Origin of the sequence: Arthrobacter sp. 3Tela_A, from assembly GCF_049311025.1 — a bacterium.
Taxonomy (GTDB): Bacteria; Actinomycetota; Actinomycetes; order Actinomycetales; family Micrococcaceae; genus Arthrobacter_B.
In genome coordinates, this window is sequence record NZ_JAXIOM010000070.1 from 1 (window position 1) to 18,759 (window position 18,759).

General features: G+C 65.4%; 16 protein-coding genes, 1 pseudogene and 1 riboswitch. Of the genes and pseudogenes, 6 read left to right on the plus strand and 11 right to left on the minus strand.

The features are described 5' to 3' along the window. Nucleotides 1-51: 51 nt before the first annotated feature. Nucleotides 52-957, minus strand: coding sequence for a GNAT family N-acetyltransferase (locus TVC13_RS16045; RefSeq protein ID WP_422402156.1), 906 nt, complete (start codon nt 955-957; stop codon nt 52-54). Beyond that, entirely contained in the window at nt 957-2,345 is a 1,389-nt protein-coding gene (locus TVC13_RS16050) for a glycine--tRNA ligase (protein WP_422402157.1), read from the minus strand. The genes TVC13_RS16045 and TVC13_RS16050 overlap by 1 nt, the downstream gene beginning before the upstream one ends. 366 nt (nt 2,346-2,711) lie before the next feature. On the opposite strand from TVC13_RS16050, the gene TVC13_RS16055 reads away from it, so the two are divergent. Both TVC13_RS16055 and TVC13_RS16060 read left to right on the plus strand, forming a co-directional pair. Next, nucleotides 2,712-4,247, plus strand: a complete 1,536-nt coding sequence (locus TVC13_RS16055; protein ID WP_422402158.1) for a hypothetical protein — start codon at nt 2,712-2,714, stop codon at nt 4,245-4,247. 22 nt (nt 4,248-4,269) lie between these two features. After that, nucleotides 4,270-6,186, plus strand: coding sequence for an integrin alpha (locus TVC13_RS16060; protein WP_422402159.1), 1,917 nt, complete (start codon nt 4,270-4,272; stop codon nt 6,184-6,186). A 106-nt stretch (nt 6,187-6,292) separates the two neighbouring features. Here TVC13_RS16060 and efeB read toward each other — a convergent pair whose 3' ends face one another. The 4 genes from efeB to TVC13_RS16080 all read right to left on the minus strand — a co-directional run bounded on the left by efeB (nt 6,293) and on the right by TVC13_RS16080 (nt 10,745). Next, nucleotides 6,293-7,555: an iron uptake transporter deferrochelatase/peroxidase subunit gene (gene efeB / locus TVC13_RS16065; protein WP_422402160.1), complete on the minus strand. Its 1,263-nt coding sequence runs from the start codon at nt 7,553-7,555 to the stop codon at nt 6,293-6,295. A gap of 25 nt (nt 7,556-7,580) precedes the next feature. Next, nucleotides 7,581-8,732, minus strand: a complete 1,152-nt coding sequence (efeO, locus tag TVC13_RS16070) for an iron uptake system protein EfeO (RefSeq protein WP_422402161.1) — start codon at nt 8,730-8,732, stop codon at nt 7,581-7,583. Between the two features lie 33 nt (nt 8,733-8,765). Next, nucleotides 8,766-9,617 carry an iron uptake transporter permease EfeU gene (gene efeU / locus TVC13_RS16075; protein ID WP_422402162.1) on the minus strand — a complete coding sequence of 284 codons (852 nt, stop codon included), beginning with the start codon at nt 9,615-9,617 and terminating at the stop codon, nt 8,766-8,768. A gap of 141 nt (nt 9,618-9,758) precedes the next feature. Then, nucleotides 9,759-10,745: a DMT family transporter gene (locus TVC13_RS16080; protein ID WP_422402163.1), complete on the minus strand. Its 987-nt coding sequence runs from the start codon at nt 10,743-10,745 to the stop codon at nt 9,759-9,761. Nucleotides 10,746-10,858: 113 nt separating this feature from the next. Between TVC13_RS16080 and TVC13_RS16085 the strand changes: the two genes are divergently transcribed. Beyond that, complete coding sequence (locus TVC13_RS16085) at nt 10,859-11,089, plus strand: RNA-binding S4 domain-containing protein (protein ID WP_152228558.1); 231 nt, start codon at nt 10,859-10,861, stop codon at nt 11,087-11,089. 3 nt (nt 11,090-11,092) lie between these two features. Here the strand turns inward: TVC13_RS16085 and TVC13_RS16090 are convergent, their stop codons facing one another. Then, on the minus strand, nt 11,093-11,746 hold the full coding sequence (locus TVC13_RS16090) for an alpha/beta hydrolase (RefSeq protein WP_422402164.1): 654 nt from the start codon (nt 11,744-11,746) through the stop codon (nt 11,093-11,095). Nucleotides 11,747-11,866: 120 nt separating this feature from the next. Between TVC13_RS16090 and TVC13_RS16095 the strand changes: the two genes are divergently transcribed. Then, nucleotides 11,867-12,724 carry an SGNH/GDSL hydrolase family protein gene (locus TVC13_RS16095; RefSeq protein WP_422402169.1) on the plus strand — a complete coding sequence of 286 codons (858 nt, stop codon included), beginning with the start codon at nt 11,867-11,869 and terminating at the stop codon, nt 12,722-12,724. Here the strand turns inward: TVC13_RS16095 and TVC13_RS16100 are convergent. From TVC13_RS16100 to TVC13_RS16110, 3 genes are read right to left on the minus strand one after another with little or no spacing between them, the layout of a single operon-like run. Continuing rightward, nucleotides 12,721-13,260: a DUF3995 domain-containing protein gene (locus TVC13_RS16100; protein WP_422402165.1), complete on the minus strand. Its 540-nt coding sequence runs from the start codon at nt 13,258-13,260 to the stop codon at nt 12,721-12,723. The genes TVC13_RS16095 and TVC13_RS16100 overlap by 4 nt on opposite strands. A gap of 23 nt (nt 13,261-13,283) precedes the next feature. Beyond that, nucleotides 13,284-14,420, minus strand: a complete 1,137-nt coding sequence (metX, locus tag TVC13_RS16105) for a homoserine O-acetyltransferase MetX (RefSeq protein ID WP_422402166.1) — start codon at nt 14,418-14,420, stop codon at nt 13,284-13,286. Beyond that, a complete protein-coding gene (locus TVC13_RS16110) occupies nt 14,417-15,733 on the minus strand; it encodes a bifunctional o-acetylhomoserine/o-acetylserine sulfhydrylase (RefSeq protein WP_422402167.1) in 1,317 nt (438 codons plus the stop codon). Before TVC13_RS16110 ends, metX begins: the two co-directional genes overlap by 4 nt. Nucleotides 15,734-15,798: 65 nt before the next feature. Beyond that, a riboswitch (SAM riboswitch) is annotated at nt 15,799-15,915 on the minus strand. Nucleotides 15,916-16,040: 125 nt separating this feature from the next. On the opposite strand from TVC13_RS16110, the gene TVC13_RS16115 reads away from it, so the two are divergent. Both TVC13_RS16115 and TVC13_RS16120 read left to right on the plus strand, forming a co-directional pair. Then, entirely contained in the window at nt 16,041-16,682 is a 642-nt protein-coding gene (locus TVC13_RS16115) for a VOC family protein (RefSeq protein WP_325791111.1), read from the plus strand. Nucleotides 16,683-17,118: 436 nt separating this feature from the next. Continuing rightward, nucleotides 17,119-18,078: a hypothetical protein gene (locus TVC13_RS16120; RefSeq protein WP_422402168.1), complete on the plus strand. Its 960-nt coding sequence runs from the start codon at nt 17,119-17,121 to the stop codon at nt 18,076-18,078. A 4-nt stretch (nt 18,079-18,082) separates the two neighbouring features. Here the strand turns inward: TVC13_RS16120 and TVC13_RS16125 are convergent. Then, a pseudogene (locus tag TVC13_RS16125) lies at nt 18,083-18,759 on the minus strand (hypothetical protein); the annotation flags it as partial.

The window sequence follows — 18,759 nt, forward strand, 5'->3', positions numbered from 1 at the left end:
CCGCCCCGCACCCCTCACCCGGGAGCCGGCGCCGTCGTTGTCTGTTTCCGGCTAGCTGGACAGGATCAGCGTGTCCGCACCGTCCTGCCGTGCGGCACCGGCTGCAAGGAGCGGTTCCAGGACCCGCACCAGGGCGGTCATCGAGTCATCGACTTCCAGCTGCACCGGGTACTGGTAGGCCAGCATGGCCAGCAGTGATTCAACCGCGGCTTCCGCTTCGGTCTCCTCCAGTGTGGTGTCCCAGCCCAGCAGCACGTCCGCCGGGGCGTCGGTGCGCTCGGAGGTGTAGCTCACGGCAAACGCCGCAATCTTCCCGCCCTCATGTTTGGGCTTGTCCCGCAGCACCACGGCGCCGGAGGCACCCGTGGCCTCATGCAGCAGCATCTGCTGGGCACGGCCGATTCCCATGTCGGCACGGTCCCAGTCGTGGACAGCGTTGTAGAAGTCGGCGACGGCGCGGGTCAGTTCCACCGACCCGGTTGCTGCTTCCTCCAGCTGCGGTCCGTGGTCTTCGAACACGGGCAGCTTGAGCCTGCCCGGTTCAACGATCACTGCGCGGGAGCGCTGAATCGGCTCCATTCCGGCGGCAGCAGCGAATGCCGCACCCGGGGTGTCCGGAGATACCTTGGCGCGGAGCTTCGTGACGCCCGACGGCGCGCTCTCGGCTTCCTTGCGCAGCATCCCCAGCAGCGTGGAGCCCAGGCCCGCACGCCGGTTGTCCCGGGCGACCTCGACGTAAGCCCACAGCCGGTCCGGGTGCAGGCTGGTCTCGTAGACCACCCCGGCAGCCACCGGCACGCCGTCGTCCTCCGCCACAATGCACCGGCTCCACGGCTCGTTCGACGAAGGCCGCAGGACGGAGCGGAAGTGCGCAGCCTCACCGGTCTCCGGATCGCCCCAGAGCTGGATCAGCGCGAGATCGTCGTCCTCACGCCATTCACGGAAAGAGATTGCCATTACGCGCCGATCAGCCGTTCGGCCAGGTACCCCTGGACCTTGTCCAGGCTCACGCGCTCCTGGGCCATGGTGTCCCGCTCGCGGACGGTGACGGCCTGGTCTTCGAGCGTGTCGAAGTCCACCGTGATGCAGAACGGGGTGCCGATCTCATCCTGGCGGCGGTAGCGGCGGCCAATGGCACCGGCGTCGTCGAAGTCGATGTTCCAGTTCCGGCGCAGCTGTGCGGCAAGTTCCTTGGCCTTCGGGGACAGGTCCTCGTTGCGGCTCAGCGGCAGCACTGCGGCCTTGACCGGGGCCAGGCGCGGGTCGAGGCGAAGCACGGTGCGCTTGTCCACGCCGCCCTTGGCGTTCGGTGCTTCGTCCTCGTTGTAGGCGTCCACCAGGAACGCCATAAAGGAACGGGTCAGGCCGGCCGCGGGCTCGATCACGTACGGGGTGAAGCGCTCGTTGGTGGCCTGATTGAAGTAGCTCAGGTCCGTGCCGGAGTGCTTCGAGTGGGTCCCCAGGTCGAAGTCGGTGCGGTTGGCAATGCCTTCCAGCTCGCCCCACTCCGAGCCCTGGAAACCGAAGCGGTATTCAATGTCCGTGGTGCCCTTGGAGTAGTGGCTCAGCTTCTCCTGCGGGTGCTCGAACAGGCGCAGGTTCTCCGGGTCGATGCCCAGGTCCGTGTACCAGTTCTTCCGGGTTTCAATCCAGTACTTGTGCCATTCCTCGTCCGTGCCGGGCTCGACGAAGAATTCCATCTCCATCTGCTCGAACTCGCGGGTGCGGAAGATGAAGTTGCCCGGGGTGATCTCGTTGCGGAAGCTCTTGCCAATCTGGCCGATGCCGAACGGCGGCTTCTTCCGCGACGTGGTGAGCACGTTGTTGAAGTTCACGAAGATGCCCTGTGCCGTTTCCGGACGCAGGTAGTGCATGCCTTCTTCACTGGCCACCGGGCCCAGGAAGGTCTTGAGCAGGCCGGAGAATTCCTGCGGCTCGGTCCACTGGCCCTTGGTGCCGCAGTTGGCGCACGCGATGTCGGCCAGGCCGTTTTCCGGGGCGCGGCCCTTCTTCTCTTCGTATTCCTCTTCGAGGTGGTCGGCACGGTAGCGCTTGTGGCAGCTCAGGCACTCGACCAGCGGATCCGAGAAGACCTCAACGTGGCCGGAAGCTTCCCAGACGGCGCGCGGAAGGATAACCGCGGAATCCAGGCCGACGACGTCGTCGCGGCCGCGGACCATGGACTGCCACCACTGCTTCTTGATGTTTTCCTTCAGCTCGACGCCGAGGGGCCCGTAATCCCAGGCGGAACGCGACCCACCGTAGATCTCACCCGACTGGAAGACGAAGCCCCGGCGCTTGGCCAGGGAGATGATCGGATCCAGTTTGGATTTGGTCGAAGCCATGAAATGGTACCGCCGTTCTTTCTGCTCGCGCAGGCCGCTGGGTGCGGTCCGCTTTCGATCCCGTACCGCCCGGTTTTCCGGCGCTGAAGTGCGCCGAATCCGGGCGGAGGGCAAAACCTATAGATACCAGCTTAAGGTCACGGCGGCGAAAGGCCGTTACCGGCGGCCCCGGCCCGGCCACGGCCGGAATCCGGGCATGTTCCAGGCCTTCGGGCGCAGCAGGTCAAATTAGGTCATGTTTTTGTTACCTAAGTGCTGCATTTATATGCTGACGAGGTGCTTGTTAGGGAATCCTTACCTAAGAAGTATGCAAACACCCTCGTCTCCCATTTAGGCCGGGCACTTCTCCGGCTGGATCAGGTTCAATTGAAAACTGAAGACACATCGCACCGGGACCCGTCTGCCACGGCGGCCCCCCGACTATGGCGCCCCGTTGCAGGCGCCATCACTGCAGCAGCGATCGTGGGCAGCGGGTTCGCCGTGCTCACAGCCACCGCGGCCTCCGCCATGGACGTGCTGCAACCCGAAGTAGCAGTAACCGCAGAGCCGGCACCGGCGCTGGACCTGGGGTTGGACGAACACGGTCACGCCCACGCAGCAGAGTCCGCCCCCGCAGCAGAGGCGTCAGCCGCGGCCGACTCACCTGACGCCGAGACAGCGGCCCCCGCTGCCGAGCACGGCGCAGATCATGGAACCGACCCGCAGTACTCGACTGCGTATTTGGAGCGGAACTGGAAGCCGACGGCTTACGACTCCTGCACCGCAGAGCTGCACGCCTCGTACACGGCTCTCGGTCCGGACGGCAAGATCTACCCCACCTGGCACCCGGCGCAGGTCATTGACCCGGCGACCGGGGAACTGTGCACCTTCGGCCATGAGCACGGTGCCGACCCGGCAACATCGAACATCTACGACTGGGTGGTCAGCTATCTCACCCCGGAGGGCGTGGAGGGCAAGACCGGACTTCCGTTCGGCTACGCCAGCGAAGCCCTGATGACGTACGGGGCCGAGCACGAGGGCATGGCCATGCGCCACGAGGACAACGCCGGACACAAGGTCTTCGTTGCCAACGGCGTCCAGCTCATTGACGAGGAACGGGACTGGGTCCTGGATCCCGCAGGGAAGATCGTCACCTGTGACTTCCTGATCAAACAGCATCAGGGCAGCTGGTCACCCGATGCGACGTCCAACAATGCCCATGAGGCTATCTACGCCAGCAGGTGTTCAGACGGAACCGAGATCATCTCGACGACGCTGAGCAAGTTCGGCAACTCCAACGAGTTCCACAAGAACTGCGGCGCGAACGATCGGGTGTCCACGCTCGGAAGCAATCTGCCAGCCGGTTACGGCGGAATCCGCCTTATCCCTGATGCGGACTGTGTACAGCTGCACGCTACCGGCGACGATGCATCGCTGTGGGGCATGTATGAACTCTGGAAAGGCGAAAACCTCATAACGGACAAGGCCGGGAACGTGCTGGCCCATTTCGATCCGTGGTTCGGGGTACGCAACCCCAGCCGCTATTACGACGCCGCCAACAGCACCGAAACCTCCAATGGTATTTCCCGTCCCGTGGACCTTGCCTGGGGAGCGAACGCAGCCAAGGCGTTTCCCTGGACCACCGTGAAGGATGCTGCGGGTCTTCACTGGCAGGACCCGGCCTCGCCCTTTGACGGTGCACAGCGTGACTTCTACCTGAACCAGAACTCCGTCAGCGCTGCCTCCACCGGCACCGTGTATACCGACCCCTACGGTACGAACGGGCAGGACTCCGAGTTCACCGGAAGCATCCGGCAGCATCTGGTTCCCGGTACCGCGACCAGTGCCGCAACCCTGAGCACGCAGAAGTTCGACACCTCCGCCGATTTCGGCAAGAACAATGGCGTCCACGCCCCCAACTGAGCCGGAACGAGCAATGAAGAACATGAACAATTCCACCCTCTCCATGCCGCGGAGATACCTTGCCGCGGGATCAGCCGGCGTCCTTCTGGCCGCCGGGTCCCTGGCGGTTTCCACACTCCCTGCCGCTGCGGCGGAAGGGCCGCAGGCCCTGGCACAAAGCCAGTGGCAGGGCGAACCGAACGGCACACTTGGCTTCAGCGTCAGCAGCACGTCCTGCGACATTAATGGTGACGGTGTCCAAGACACTGTCCTGGGCGATTGGGGATGGGACCGTCCCGGCTTCCCCAACACGGGAGCAGCCTATGTTGCCCTCGGCTCGGCTGCCGCAAAGAGCGGCGACGTCGCGGATCCTGATCTTTCCGGGACCATCCGGATTGACGGTCCGTCTGTCACGGTCCCGGGCGGAGCCTGGGTCGGCTGGTCGGTATCCTGCCTCGGAGACGTCAACGGAGACAGCCTGGACGACTTTGTGCTGGGTGCGGGCAGCCGGAACTACCAGCAGGCCACGGTCATTTTCGGGCAGCGGGATTTCACGTCCGTGGACCTTGATTTCCTTGGCACCCGGGGATTTGTGATTGAAGATCCGGGCGCCGCTGACAGGGTCTCCGGCGACAAGTCAACGGACAACTTCGGCTTTGCCGTGTCCGCGGCCGGTGATGCCGACGGCGACGGACTGGCGGACATTGCCGTCGGAGACATCCTGGCCGACTACAACGACCGGACCAACAGCGGAAGGGTCTGGATCATCAAGGGACAGAACTCCGTGACAAACGTGGATGTGCAGCGTGACGCCGGCAAGGTGATCCGCACCATCGACGGAGCAGCCGCACAGGACCGCATGGGCACAGTCAGCCCCGGCGGCGACGTCAACGGCGACGGCCGGGACGATCTCCTGGTTTCCGCATACACAGCCTCCCCCTGGGGAACGGGCGTCGCCTCTTCCGGAGCGGCCTACGCAATTTGGGGGTCGGCAGGCGTTGACCTGGCAGCGCTGGGCGGAAACGGCTTTGCCGTCTACGGCCCGGAACGGGAACGGGACCGCTTAGGCGCATCCATCGCCGGCATTGGTGACGTAAACGGGGATGGCCTGGCCGATCTGGCGGTGGGTGCCGACGGCGCCTCCCGTGAGGGAGCTCCCCGCAACGGCGGTGTCGCAGTTGTCCTTGGCTCCGCGGCCCCCGTGACGGTGATGACGGATCCGGAGTCTGACGGTCCCACCGTCTACACCTGCAGCACCGGGACCGCTGACCCCGATTGCCCCGCCGGCGAGATGCAGGAACGGGGTTACTGGATCGAGGGAACGGCTGACGACAGCCGCACCGGTGCTTCAGTAGCCGGGCTGCCCGATATCAATGCCGACGGTGTTCCCGAGATCCTGATCGGCGCCGCCGGCAGCGGCGACGTCTGGGTTTCCTACGGGCTACGCAATGGTGCTGGAACAGTAGCACTGGCCGGCCTCACGGCCGAAGACGGTATGCATCTGGGCACAGCCGGGGGAACCGCAGTCGGCTCGGGAGCGGACCTGAATGCTGACGGCAGTCCGGACGTGGTTTCCGGCGGCGGGAACGCCGTCACCATGTTCCTGCTTGCAGCGGCCATTGCGGCTCCCGAAACACCGGGCGACGGCGGCACGCCGGGCGACGGCGAAACACCGGGCGACGGCGGCACGCCGGATTCCGGCACCCCGGGTTCGGGTCCTGACGGTTCCGGCACCCCAGGTTCCGGCCCTGACGATTCCGGTACTGACGATTCCGGTACTGAGGGGGCGTCCGGCCCGGGAACCGCGGGACAGGCGTCAGATACCACGGATGCTGATGCCGGCGGAACACCTCTGGCGGCCACGGGTGCAGGCCAGGCCCTGCCCTACATCGCCGGGGCAGCGCTGGTTCTGCTGGCGGCCGGTGCCTGGCTCGTCATCAGCAGGAGGCGCCGCGCCTAACAGCGGCAATACAACAAGGGCAATACGACAAGACCGTCCGGTGGAGCATTCCACCGGACGGTCTTTGTATGTCTCTTTCGCGCCCGCAACGCCGCGCAGATTATTCTCAGGCCTCGAAGAGGGACTCCCCCACGTAGCCCCCCGGCGTAACACCAGGAGGCACGGCAAAGAGCCCGCTGCCTGTGTGGCGCAGGTATTCAGCCATCAGATCCTGCTTGGACATGGCGGACTGCATCGGGACATAGTGCGTCCTCGGATCCACCACGAAGGCGATGAAGGCCTGCCCGGCATCCAGCCGGCCCAGGCCGTCAGAACCGTCAACGTAGTTGTAGCCCCGGCGCAGCATCCGCACGCCCCCGTTGTTGTCCGGATGCGCCAGAGCCACGTGGGAGAGGGGATCGATGAGCGGGCCGTCCCGTCCGGGCAGGGCAAAGTCAGGCGCTGTGAACTCCGTTCCACCCGAGAGCGGCGCGCCTTCCCGCTTGGTCCGGCCGGTGACTGCTTCCTGCTCACGCAGGGTGGTGCGGTCCCAGGTCTCGATATGCATCCGGATCCGCCGGAACACCATATAGGTGCCGTTATCCAGCCACGATTCAGATGCCGGGCTGCCGGAAACCCAGAGATGCTCCTCGAGCAGGCTCCCGTCCTGTTGCTTCAGGTTGGACGTGCCGTCCTTGAACCCGAACAGGTTCCGCGGGGTGACCTGCGCTGTCGAAGTTGAGGCTGTCCGGCCGAAACCGGTCTGGGACCACCGGACCCGCGCGCGCCCGAAAGCAATCCGGGCCAGGTTGCGCACGGCGTGGACGGCAACCTGCGGGTCGTCGGCACAGGCCTGGACAACAAGGTCTCCGCCGCTGCGGTTTTCTTCCAGGGCATCACCGGAAAACAGCGGAAGCTCGATCAGCGCGGCAGGGATCCGGTCCGCGATTCCATAGCGGTCCACGCCGTCCTTATCAAAGAGGGTTCGGCCGAAGCCGAACGTCAGCGTCAGGTGCGCTGCGTGGAGGTCCTGGGCTTCACCCGTATCTTCGGGCGGAGCATCGTAGGGACCGTCCGCTGCACCCGTCTCGCCTATCTCCCGACCTGCGGTCAGCGCTTCGGCAGCGGCGGTCCAGTCCTTGAGCAGGGAAATCAGGGAGGAGCGGGTCGCCGCAGTGACATCGAACGCAGCGGTATGCATGCGGTCCTGGGCCTCGGTGGTGATCCCGGCCTGATGCGTGCCGTGGAAAGCCACCACATCATCTGCGCTTCGTCCGCCCGCCCGGTCCAGGGCCAGGGCTCCGACGACTCCGGCAGCCACGCCCAGTCCCCCGGCCCCGGCCGCCGTGAACAGGCCACGGCGGCTGAGGTGTTTACTCCCACGTTCCATTTCCGGACTCACGGGGGTGCTTCTCCTACTTCACAACCGCTGCGGTCAGCTTCGACAGGGGTTCACTCAGGGAATCGACGGCACTGCTCAGCTCCTGGATCTGCTCGTCGCTCAGCTCCGTGTAGAGCTTGAAGCCGTCCCCAACCCGGTACTGGTCCAAGAGCTCCTGGAGCGCCTCGAAGTTCTCGGCCAGCGAGGCGTCGAGCTCCGAATCGTTCTCGGCCAGAAGCGGCTTCAGGTCTTCATAGGCGATGCGGGCGCCGTCGACGTTCGCTTGGAAGTCCCAGAGGTCGGTGTGGGAGAAGAACTCCTCCTCGCCTGTTACCTTGCCGGTGGCCACTTCATCCAGCAGTTCCTTGGCGCCATTGGCCAGCTTGTCGGCCGTGTAGGTCAGCTCCTGGGTCCGGCTGTAGAGTTCCTCGGTATCTGCCACCATCTTGTCCGCAATATAGGTGCGTTCCTCCGCGGTCATCTTGGTGTAGCCCTCCGGCGCCCACAGGTCCTTCTCGGCACGGTGCCACCCGGTGAATTCGTCGCCCTCTTCAAGATCCGCTTCACGGGCGTCGAGGATCGGGTCAAGGTCGCCAAAGGACTCCGCCACCGGTTCGATGCGCTCCCAGTGCATACGGACCTGAGGGTACAAAGTCCGCGCCGTCTCTTCCTCCCCGGCGGCGAAGGCCGCGGCAAACTCACGGGTGCCTTCGACCAGCTGGGCGGCCTGGTCCTTTACATACGCTGCGTACAGGTTGACGGCGTTTTCCTGCAGCTCAGCCCGGTCCGCACTGATCTCGGCCCCCTCCGGGGCTTCGGTCACGGTGAATGCTGACCGAATGCCGTCTCCCACCATTCCCGGCTTGCACGCGGTGAAGTAGCTGCCTTCAGGTGCCATGACCACCAGGTCGCGTGTGAGGCCGGGGCCGATGTTCTCGACTTCACCGACGATCCGCAGACCGTCTTCGGCCAGCAAATAGAACTCGGTGACTTCCGTGCCGTTATTCGTGACGTCGAAGCGGATGGTTCCGCCGGGGGCCGTATCCGTTGCCACGGTGCAGGCTTCGGCCGTGCTGGTGACAGCAATTCCGCCGTCGGCAGCTGCGTTGTTATCCGTACACCCGCTCAGGGAGAGGGCGGTGACGGCAAGGAGTGCGGCGGGGGCGAGTGAATAGTGTGGCTTCATGGTTTTTCCTTTGGGTACGGTAAGGCAGCAGCGTTAGGACGCAGCTGCCACGGGCCGGGGCGCGGTTGTGTCCCGGCGGGAACCGCCGCGTCGCACGCTGCGGAAGTAGAGCCCCATCACCGGGATGACATACAGGGTCCACGCTGCAGCCTCGAGCCAGGTGGTGGCGGGTGAGAAGTTGAAAATGCCCTTGAGCAGCGCCGCTGGCCAGCTGCTGGGAGCGATGATGTGGGAAACATCGAATGCCAGGGAATACAGGCCGGGAAGCACCCGGGCCTCCTGGAGGTCGTGAACCCCGTACGCCAGGACACCGCCCGCGACTATGATCAGCGCCGCGCCGGTCCACGTGAAGAAACGGCTCAGGTTAATCTTCAGTGCACCCCTGTGCAGGAGCACCCCCAGCGCCACGGCTACCAGCAAGCCGAGGACAGCGCCCAGAATCGGTTCCCAGGTTTGTCCAGTGGCCCGCGCGGCAGCCCAGATGAAGAGGGCAGTCTCCAGCCCTTCCCGGCCCACCGCAAGGGCGGCCACCAGCACCAGTCCCCACGCCTTTCCGTCCGCGGCGCGGTCCACCTGGTTCTTCAGTTCAGTCCCCAGCGACCGGGACGCGCTGGCCATCCAGAACACCATCCAGGTGACAAAGCCGACGGCAATAATCGACAGGGTGCCGCCGATGATTTCCTGGGCTTCGAAGGTCAGCCCGCGGGGGCCAAAAGTCAGCAGGGCACCGAAGCCCAGGGAGACTGCTACGGCAGCTGCGATGCCGGCGTAGATCCGTGGAATCAAATACGTGCGTCCGCTCTTCTTGAGGTACGCGAGAAGCAGTACAACAATGAGGACCGCTTCCAGCCCTTCGCGGAGGCCGATGAGGAAATTGCCTGTCATTACGCGCCTTAATCAGGGCTGCGCAGGCACAATCCGCCGCCGCGCGAGCCGGGATAAATACGCAACGGAAATGTGCGCTATTAGAGATTAGCTTAGGCTAGGCTAAGTTACCGTTTATTTCGTTGCCGCAAGCAAGTACCACTACCGGCGGCCTCGGCCCGTCCACGGCCGGAACCCGGGCATGTTCCAGGGCAGGGTCGCGACGACGATCGCTGCCAGGGTCAGCCCCGTGCCCAGCACCGTGGCTGCCACCACGACCGACCCCGGAGCGGGAACGAAGATGTCCAGCAGGAGCGAACCGATCAGCTGCCCGCCGATCAGGCCGAGGCTGGTCAGCAGCACACCAAGGGTCTTGACCAGCATGGCGCTGACACCGATGAAGATGCAGCCCAGCGGACCGCCCAGGTAAAACCACCAGGTGTCCGGCAGCGGATTGCCGGTCCCGGAGACCGCGATCTTGATCAGCCAGAGGATGGCCAGTGCGGCAAAGCCGGAGACGAAGTTCAGCAGTGTTGCGGTGATCGGGGTTCCGTAATGCATGCCCGTGGTGCCGTTCATCGCCTGCTGGAAACTCATGGCCATGCCGGCGCTCAGCGGCAGCAGCACAGCCAGCAGCCAGTCTCCCGTTCCGCCGGTTCCGGACAGTTTGGGGCTCACGGCCCAGGCGACGGCGGCGATGGTCAGCACGGCACCCACCACCCGCATTAGGGTGAGGGTTTTCCTGCCGCCCGGGCCAATGCCCATCCGGTCTACCACCAGTCCGGTCAGGGTTTGCCCGGCCACGGTGGCGACCGTGAAGACGGCAACGCCCAGGACGGCGATCGTCAGGGTCTGCGTAAGGACGAACCAGGCACCGATGACACCGGCCAGGATGTAGATCCGCGGAAAGCGCTTCTCCCGCAGGGCGGGCAGAATCTGCCCGAAACCGGCGCGCCCGCGCGGCAGCACTGCGGTTACAAGGATCATCACTGCCAGCCCGACGCCGAAGCTCACCAGGGCGGCAGCGAGGGAATCATCGAGCGCGGCACCAAGTTCCCCGTTGACGCGGGACTGGGCAGGAATCGCCATCCCTGCGGCCAAGGCAAGTGGAAGTCCGACGGCGGCGGGGATGCGGGCAGGCTGTGGCACCGTTTCACACTACTCCGGCTGCCCGCGTCTCCCCTGCCCCGCGCCGGGGATCCGTAACCTGCGGCAACCGGCCCCGTACCGGCGTCGTGCGTTTTCTCCGGCAGAATAGGGTCATGAGCTCAACCGATCCCCAGGACCTGCCCATCCGTGACGACATGATCCGCCTTGGCCAGGCACTGAAACTTGCCAGCCTTGCCGAAGACGGCATTGAGGCCAAGGAACTTATCGAAAACGGCCTGGTGAAGGTCAACGGCGAAATCGAAGAGCGCCGCGGCCGGCAGCTGCACGCCGGAGACACCATCGAGGTAAACAGCCAGGCCGTGCGGATCGTCTCCGGCAGCTAAGCCCTACCGGGCGCCGAGGACGGTGTGGGTGAGGAATTCCCGCACGTGTCCCAGTTCCTGCATGTTGATGCTGTGCCCCATGCCGGCGTAAAGCACCTTGGTCATCTTGGTGTGGCCGTTCAGCCAGGCGTGGGTGTATTCGATCCGCTCGGCGTCGATCACCGGATCGGCCTGGTCCCGCCCCCAGAAGAACGGCACCTTCAGGGCTGCCAGCTCCTCGTCGTGGAAGAAGCCGCTGCCCTCCGCGGGCACCACAAAACCCGAGAGCCCGACGACGGCGGCAAACTCCTCGGGCCGGTGGCGCAGCAAGGTGCTGGCCACGGCCATGCCCATGGAGAAGCCGAGCAGGCTCACGCTGGAATGCTGCTCCTTGATGCCGTCCAGCCAGTCCGAAACGTCCTGGACGGCGGACACGACCCGGTCCACTGAATACTCCGGTTCATGCATCAGCGGGAACCAGGTGTAGCCCGGACCCAGCGCCTGCGGAGCACGCACCGACGCGATGGTGAACTCCTGCGGCAGGTACTGGGCCAGTCCCATGAGGTCTTCCTCGTTGGCCAGGTAGCCGTGGAAGAGCACCAGCAGCGGCGTTCCGGCACGCTCTTCCTCCGGCTTGGAGAAGAGCACAACAGGGTTCCAGGGAGAGTTTTCAGTCATAAAACCCATTCTGGCATGCACCGCCTTCAACCTACGGTCGCGTAGCCAGCCGCCAAGGGCAATCATGGTCAGGTGACCGAATCAACGCAGCACCCCGCAACGCCCACCCAGTCTGACCCGATGCCGGACCCCCTGCCGACGCAGGCCCACCCGAACCACCCGTTTAACCGGTACGTCGCCATCGGCGATTCATTCACCGAAGGGATAGGCGATCCAAGCCCTGAGAGTCCCGGCGGGAACCGCGGCTGGGCTGACCGGCTGGCCGAGGAACTCGCCGCCGGGCATCCTGACTTCGCCTATGCAAACCTGGCCATCCGCGGCCGGCTGCTGAACCAGATTGTTGCGGAGCAGGTACAGCCGGCCATCGACCTGAAGCCGGATCTGGTAACCATCTGCGCCGGTGGCAATGACGTCATCCGCCCCGGCGGCGACCCCGACCGGCTGGCCGAGACCATGGACGCCACCATCGCGAAACTGCGGGAAACCGGTGCCACCGTAGTGCTCTTCACCGGTCCGGACATCGGGGCCACCCCGGTCCTGGGCAGCGTGCGCGGGCGGGTAGCCATCTACAACGAGAACCTGCGCACCGTTGCCATGCGGCACGACGCCGTCATCGCAGACATGTGGGCGCTGCGGGAACTGAGCAACCAGCAGATGTGGGCCCCGGACCGGCTGCACTTTTCCCCGATGGGACACCAGAGCATCGCGGCCATGGTGCTCGAGACCCTCGGAGTGCCCCACACGCTCGAACCGGCCCGGGTCAAGGAATTGCCGCCCAAGAACTGGCGGACGGCACGCTCCGAAGACCTCTTCTGGGCCCGGGAATACCTCATGCCGTGGGTAATGCGGCGGGTCCGCCGGCGTTCCTCCGGCGACGGCATTTCGCCCAAACGGCCGGATGCCGGACCGTATTTCGGCAAGCGGATGCCGCAGGGATCCTCCGAAGCGGCAGGGACCGGGCCGCTCAGCCAGGACTAGTTGGGGGCCGGCTTGGTTTGGATCCGTTGTTCCGGCCTGCGCCGCGAAAGCCACAGGTAGGTCAGGAGCGCGGCGCCCCAGGCGAGGAACAGTGGATCCCACAGCCAGGCGTGGCCTTTCAGCCCTTCAACATCGGCATCCGGGCCGGCGGGAATCCAGCCTGCCAGCACCGCTGATGCTGCCGCAGTGTTGAGCGCACCCCAGAGGCACAATCCGGCACCGCCTGCCCAGCTGAGTACACGGATAAGCCGGGGAAACGGAAACCTGCCGTAGGCAGCGGCCAGCGGAAGAACCGCGGCAGCGGCCTTGAGCAGTGCGGCGGCGCCCAGCACCGCAGCGGCCTCTGCCGGGGACTCCTGCCCCGCCTGCACGGCGAAGCTGCCTACCGTGGCCAGCAGCCACTGCCCGCCCAGCGCCCAATACAGGCTGAAGGCAGCATGGAGCAGGCCAAGGACGCAGGCGGTCCTGAGGAAACCGATGCCGCGGCGGCGTCTTGGTTCGGCCGGAGGCGGTTGCCCGTGCGGTGAGCTGCGCATGCCCCCATGGTGCCGCGCAGTACCTAGGCGAAGAAGTCCTGCCGGAGAACATCCTGAAGCTGGAGCACATCGGTGAGGAAACCGTCGTGGCCAATGGGAGCGCTAATCAGGTGCACGCGGTTCTCGCCGGGCAGCGCTGCGGCCAGCTCGTACGACTGTTCCGGGAAATACAGCCGGTCCGAGTCCACCGCGGCGACCAGGAACTGTGCCTGGGTGTCTGCGAGCGCCTCGGCCAGGCTCCCTCGCCCACGGGTGATGTCATGGCTCATGAGCGCCTCGGTGAGGATGACGTAGCTGTTGGCATCGAAGCGGTCCGCGAGTTTCCGGCCCTGGTGGTCCAGGTAGCTCTCCACCTGGTACCGGCCGCGCTCAGCCGGAAGCGCCGCGCCAAGCGGGTCCTCCCCCGGCTGCGGTGTCCGGCCAAACCGGTACTGCAGTTCCGCCTCGGACCGGTAGGTGATGTGCGCGATCCGGCGGGCCAGGCCCAGCCCGGCCAGCGGGGCACGGCCGTTGTAGTAGTCGCCGCCGTTGTAGTCCGGATCCAGCCGGATGGCCGCCACCTGCGCCTGCGCGAAAGCGATCTGCTCACCTGTGCTTGCCGCCGTCGCCGCAATGACCACACACCGGGCCACCCGGTCGGGTTCAGTCACGGCCCACTCCAGGGCCCGGGCGCCGCCTAGGGAGCCGCCCAGCACGGTGTGCCAGCGGCGGATGCCCAGCTGGTCTGCGAGCCGGGCCTCGGCGTGCACGGAATCCCGAATGGTGACAAACGGGAACCGGGATCCCCAGGGCAGCCCGTCCGGGTCTGCCGATGCCGGACCGGTGGAGCCGTAGCAGCCGCCAACCATGTTGATCGAGACCACAAAGAACCTGTTGGTGTCGATGGTCCGGCCGGGTCCCACCAGGCCGTCCCACCAGCCGGGTTCGTCCGTGCAGCCCTGGGCCACGTGGGTGCTGCCGGTGAGTGCGTGCGGAATGAGGACGGCGTTGGACGCCTCGTCGTTCAGCACGCCCCAGGTTTCGTAGCCCAGCACCACGTCCGGAAGGACGCCGCCGGTCTCCAGGGCCAGGTCACCGATCGAGGCATACTGCAGCACCCCGTCCAGTACACGGACAGGGTGCTGCGGTGCAGGAGGATAGGTTGTCACGCTGTGCTTCATGCTCCCTTGGCGGCGCGGAAACCGGCGTCGAGGTCCGCGATGATGTCGTCGATATGCTCCAGGCCCACGGACAGGCGGACCAGGCCCGGGCTGACGCCGGCTGCTGCCTGGGCCTCAGCACCGAGCTGGCTGTGCGTCGTCGACGCCGGATGGATGACCAGCGAGCGCACGTCGCCCACGTTCGCCACATGGGAGTGCAGCTCAAGGCCGTCCACGAAGCGCTTGCCCGCTTCCACGCCGCCTTCGATCTCGAAGGACACGATCGCCCCGGTTCCGCGCGGGCCGTACTTGCGGCCCCGTTCGTACCACGGGCTCGACTCCAGCCCTGCGTACGCAACCGAAATGACGTCGTCGTGCGCTTCCAGCCAGCGCGCCACGGCGACGGCGTTTTCAACGTGCCGCTCCACGCGCAGGCTCAGGGTCTCAAGCCCCTGGGCGAGGAGGAAAGCGTTGAACGGGGAGAGCGCGGAGCCCAGGTCGCGGAGCAGCTGCACCCGTGCCTTGAGGATGTAGGCGAGGTTGGCGCCAAGGACTCCGTTGGCGCCCAGGTCGCGGGCGTAAACCAGCCCGTTGTAGCTCTCGTCCGGGGTGTTGAAGCCGGGGAACTTTTCCGGATCGGCGCCGAAGTCGAAGTTGCCCGAGTCCACAATCACGCCGGCAATTACGGTGCCGTGACCGCCGAGGTATTTGGTGGCCGAATGCACCACAATGTCAGCGCCCCATTCGATGGGCCGGATCAGGTACGGGGTGGACAGGGTGTTGTCCACGATCAGCGGGATGCCTGCTTCATGGGCGACGGCGGAGATCCCCTCGATGTCCAGGACATCCTGGCGGGGGTTGGAAACCACTTCGCCGAAGAAGGCCTTGGTGTTGGGCCGGACCGCTTCCCGCCACTGGTCCAGGTTGTCCGGGTCCGCGACGAAGCTGACGTCGATTCCGAACTTCTTCAGCGTGTGCTTGAAGAGGTTGTAGGTTCCCCCGTAGAGGCTGGGGCTGGCCACAATGTGGTCCCCGGCTTGGGCGAGGTTCAGGATGGCGTAGGTTTCGGCGGCCTGGCCCGAGGCGAGCAGCAGGGCTCCGAGGCCGCCTTCCAGGGACGCGATCCGGTTCTCGACCGCTTCCTGGGTGGGGTTGCCGATCCGGGTGTAGATGGGCTCCAGTTCGGCCAGCGCGAACCGGTTCGCTGCGGCTTCGGCGCTGGGGAAAACGAAGGACGAGGTTTGGTAGATCGGCAGGGCGCGGGCGCCGGTTACGGCGTCGGGCTCCTGACCTGCATGGATCTGGCGGGTTTCGAAGGACCAGTTGGCAGACATTGTGCTCCCTTTATGACCAGGGGCCCCACAGGGTCGGGTCCGGAATACACCGGAGCGACACGTGTGGCCCGCGCTTGCCGGCACGCCTGTTTGCGTACGGCCAGGTCTTCACCCGGGGCACCCCACCGCGGTTGGAGGGTTGCCGGCCAGCAAGCCGGGGCTATCTGCTGGCACTCATGACCTGTACCTATAGAACCAACCCCTCAGCAGTTGCGCAACCCATATGACGCAGCGTGAAAATCTGCTGATTACGCCGCTTAGGCTTGCCTTAGTCGAGACATAGGTCACAACGTGCCAAGATGTTCGCATGCGCCTGGATCACGTCTCATATGCCTGCGAATCCGACGGCCTGCTGGCCACTACGGAACGCATTGCCGCTGCCCTGGGAACCGACTTCGTCAAGGGCGGAGTCCATCCCCGTTTTGGTACCCGCAACATGATCCTCCCGCTGGCCAACCACCAGTATGTAGAGGTTGTTGAAGTACTGAACCACCCCGCGTCGGACAAGGCCCCATTTGGGCAGGCCGTCCGCGCGCGCTCCGAAGCCGGCGGCGGCTGGATGGGCTGGTGCGTCGCCGTTGAGGACCTTGCTCCCTTCGAAGAACGCCTTGGCCGCTCCTCCGTTCCCGGCAACCGCAAGTTCCCCGACGGACAGGAACTCACCTGGCGCCAGATTGGCATCAACGGCCTGATCGCCGACCCGCAGGTCCCCTACATGCTGCGCTGGGATGAAGACAAGGCAGACCTCCACCCCTCCCGCGCCTTCGAAGGCACCGTCTCGCTGCAGTCGCTCACCATCGCCGGTTCGGCCGCGCGGGTGACCGAGTGGCTGGGCATGCCGGTTGAGAAGCCGCTGGAGTCCGTGGATGTCACCTGGGTCTCCCCCAAGGGCACGCCGGGCATCATGTCTGTCACCTTTGCCACCGAGAAGGGTCTCGTCGAGATCTAGTTCTGCTGGATTCGCTCCGGTTTGTGACAATCGCTCCGGTTTGGGGAACTGCGTGTTCCCCGAACCGGAGCGATTTCCGTTTGGCGGGAGATCTCTTCTCCGGATTCCTGCACTTCGAGACATCCCTGCCGCTTGGGACACCCGTCTACGGCCGTTTCCCTGCACTTCGAGACATCCCTGCCGGTTTGGGACTACCCTCCGCGGCGCCGTGGCAGGAAAGTCCCGAGCTGGCAGGAGAGACCCCAAATGGAGGGTTTTCAATTCATGCCAGGCCGGTTCAATCCGGCCGTCGGCCGGGCAGCCACTCAGAATCACAGCTTGGGAACTCGGCGTGTCATTTCCCCAGGCACTGTTCACAGTTGCTGTGCCGGCAGTCGTTTTCCACAAGCCGGCGTACTGACCTACCGAACGGCTCCCCAATCGGCAGAGTTAGTCCATGCCGATCACTTTCCTGCTCTCAGCGCAGGCCGACTTAGATGGAACGAGCCGCCGGGATCTGGCCCGCAAGTGCGCTGCCGGTGAGCTGGTTCGCCTGAGACGCGGCATATACGTTCCTGCGGAGCAGTGGCAGAAACTCGCGCTCTGGGAGCGTGATCGTGTCCGGCTCGCAGCGGTGGCAGGCGACCACACACCCGGGAGGATTCTGATTCAGCAGTCAGCTGCCGTCATGTGGCGCCTGCCGACTATCGGCGCCCACTCCAAGGTCATGATGCTGGCATCCGGCCCGGCGCATGGACGCTCCCGGGGTGATCTGCGCTGGGCAGATCGCCGTCTGCTTGAACCCGTAACGGCTGTGGACGGCATACCGGTCACGTCCCGGGCCCAGACTGTCATCGACATGGCCGCATACTTGCCGTTCGAACAGGCCGTACCCGCCATGGACCATGTGCTCCGGATTGACCACGTGCAGAAACTGCCTGCCTTGGAAAAGGATGACCTCCGTCGCCTGGCACGGCAACTCACCATGGGCACCAGACAGGCACGGGCTCACCGGGTCATTGACTTTGCCGACGCCCGGTCTGAATCGCCCGGCGAGTCCTACTCCCGGGCACTCATGTACCGGCTTGGTTTACCGATCCCGGAACTGCAGCGCGAGTTCCACGGTCCGGACGGAAGGCTGCTTGGCCGGACTGATTTCTACTGGGAGGAGGAAAAATTGGTCGGAGAATTCGACGGTGCCGTCAAATACGGCACAGCCCTCGGGGGAAGCCTGCAGCCGGGGAGGGACGCGCTCGTTCGGGAGAAACGCCGGGAAGACCGCCTTAGGGCCACGGGCGTCGGATTCGTGCGATGGACATGGAGCGAGGCCGTCAGACCTTCCTCACATCCTGAGGGACTGCTGCAGATCCTGCTCCGTGCGGGCCTCACCCGGAGAAAGCAACGAAGACCCCGATGACGGTTCAATTCAGCTGGTAAACCGCAGCTGGCCCGCCGAAGGACCGGACAAGCTCAGCGTTCAGCCCGCGGACAGCCTCCGGATCGACCTTGAGCACCTTCCGATCGTAGGTGAGCAGGCCGTTGACCTCATCCTCGACATCGGTGAGCTGGGTGTAGACCGTAGCGGCAAGGCCTTCCCGCAGGGCAGGCTCAATCTGCGTACGGTGCAGCGCGGTGTACGCCCGTTCCAGCTCGGCCCGGGTGTGCAGGGTCTTGCCGTAGCCGAAGACCTTGCTGTTCCAGGTGTGCCCGTCCAGGGGAAGGCTGAAGCCGCCGTACTCGGAGAGGACAATGGCACGCGGGTCGCGCTGCCACCGGCGGCGGATCCGGAACGGAACGGCGTAGATGTGCAGGCTCTTGGCGTCGCCGGCGCCCTGGTCGTGCCAGCCGCTGGCATGGTCGATGCTGCGCGTAGGGTCCAGGACCCGGAGTTCGCCGGCGATGTCCGCGGCGTCGAACTGCCCCCAGCCCTCGTTGAAGGGAACCCACAGCGCAATACTGGGGACACTGCGCAGCAGCTCAACGGTATCCCGCATCTCACGCCGGAAGGCTTCCCGTCCGGCGGCATCGCTGCGGCCGAACTTGGCGTACCGGCGGTCGCTCCGGCTCCCCCGCCCCGGCAGCGGCACAGGCTCCGGAG

Coding starts and splice junctions, on each gene's coding strand:
- TVC13_RS16045 (WP_422402156.1), bottom strand. CDS start 957: ATGGCAATCTCTTTCCGTGAATGGCGTGAGGACGACGATCTCGCGCTG.
- TVC13_RS16050 (WP_422402157.1), bottom strand. CDS start 2,345: ATGGCTTCGACCAAATCCAAACTGGATCCGATCATCTCCCTGGCCAAG.
- TVC13_RS16060 (WP_422402159.1), top strand. CDS start 4,270: ATGAACAATTCCACCCTCTCCATGCCGCGGAGATACCTTGCCGCGGGA.
- efeB (WP_422402160.1), bottom strand. CDS start 7,555: ATGGAACGTGGGAGTAAACACCTCAGCCGCCGTGGCCTGTTCACGGCG.
- efeO (WP_422402161.1), bottom strand. CDS start 8,732: ATGAAGCCACACTATTCACTCGCCCCCGCCGCACTCCTTGCCGTCACC.
- efeU (WP_422402162.1), bottom strand. CDS start 9,617: ATGACAGGCAATTTCCTCATCGGCCTCCGCGAAGGGCTGGAAGCGGTC.
- TVC13_RS16085 (WP_152228558.1), top strand. CDS start 10,859: ATGAGCTCAACCGATCCCCAGGACCTGCCCATCCGTGACGACATGATC.
- TVC13_RS16090 (WP_422402164.1), bottom strand. CDS start 11,746: ATGACTGAAAACTCTCCCTGGAACCCTGTTGTGCTCTTCTCCAAGCCG.
- TVC13_RS16095 (WP_422402169.1), top strand. CDS start 11,867: ATGCCGGACCCCCTGCCGACGCAGGCCCACCCGAACCACCCGTTTAAC.
- TVC13_RS16100 (WP_422402165.1), bottom strand. CDS start 13,260: ATGCGCAGCTCACCGCACGGGCAACCGCCTCCGGCCGAACCAAGACGC.
- metX (WP_422402166.1), bottom strand. CDS start 14,420: ATGAAGCACAGCGTGACAACCTATCCTCCTGCACCGCAGCACCCTGTC.
- TVC13_RS16110 (WP_422402167.1), bottom strand. CDS start 15,733: ATGTCTGCCAACTGGTCCTTCGAAACCCGCCAGATCCATGCAGGTCAG.
- TVC13_RS16115 (WP_325791111.1), top strand. CDS start 16,041: ATGCGCCTGGATCACGTCTCATATGCCTGCGAATCCGACGGCCTGCTG.
- TVC13_RS16120 (WP_422402168.1), top strand. CDS start 17,119: ATGCCGATCACTTTCCTGCTCTCAGCGCAGGCCGACTTAGATGGAACG.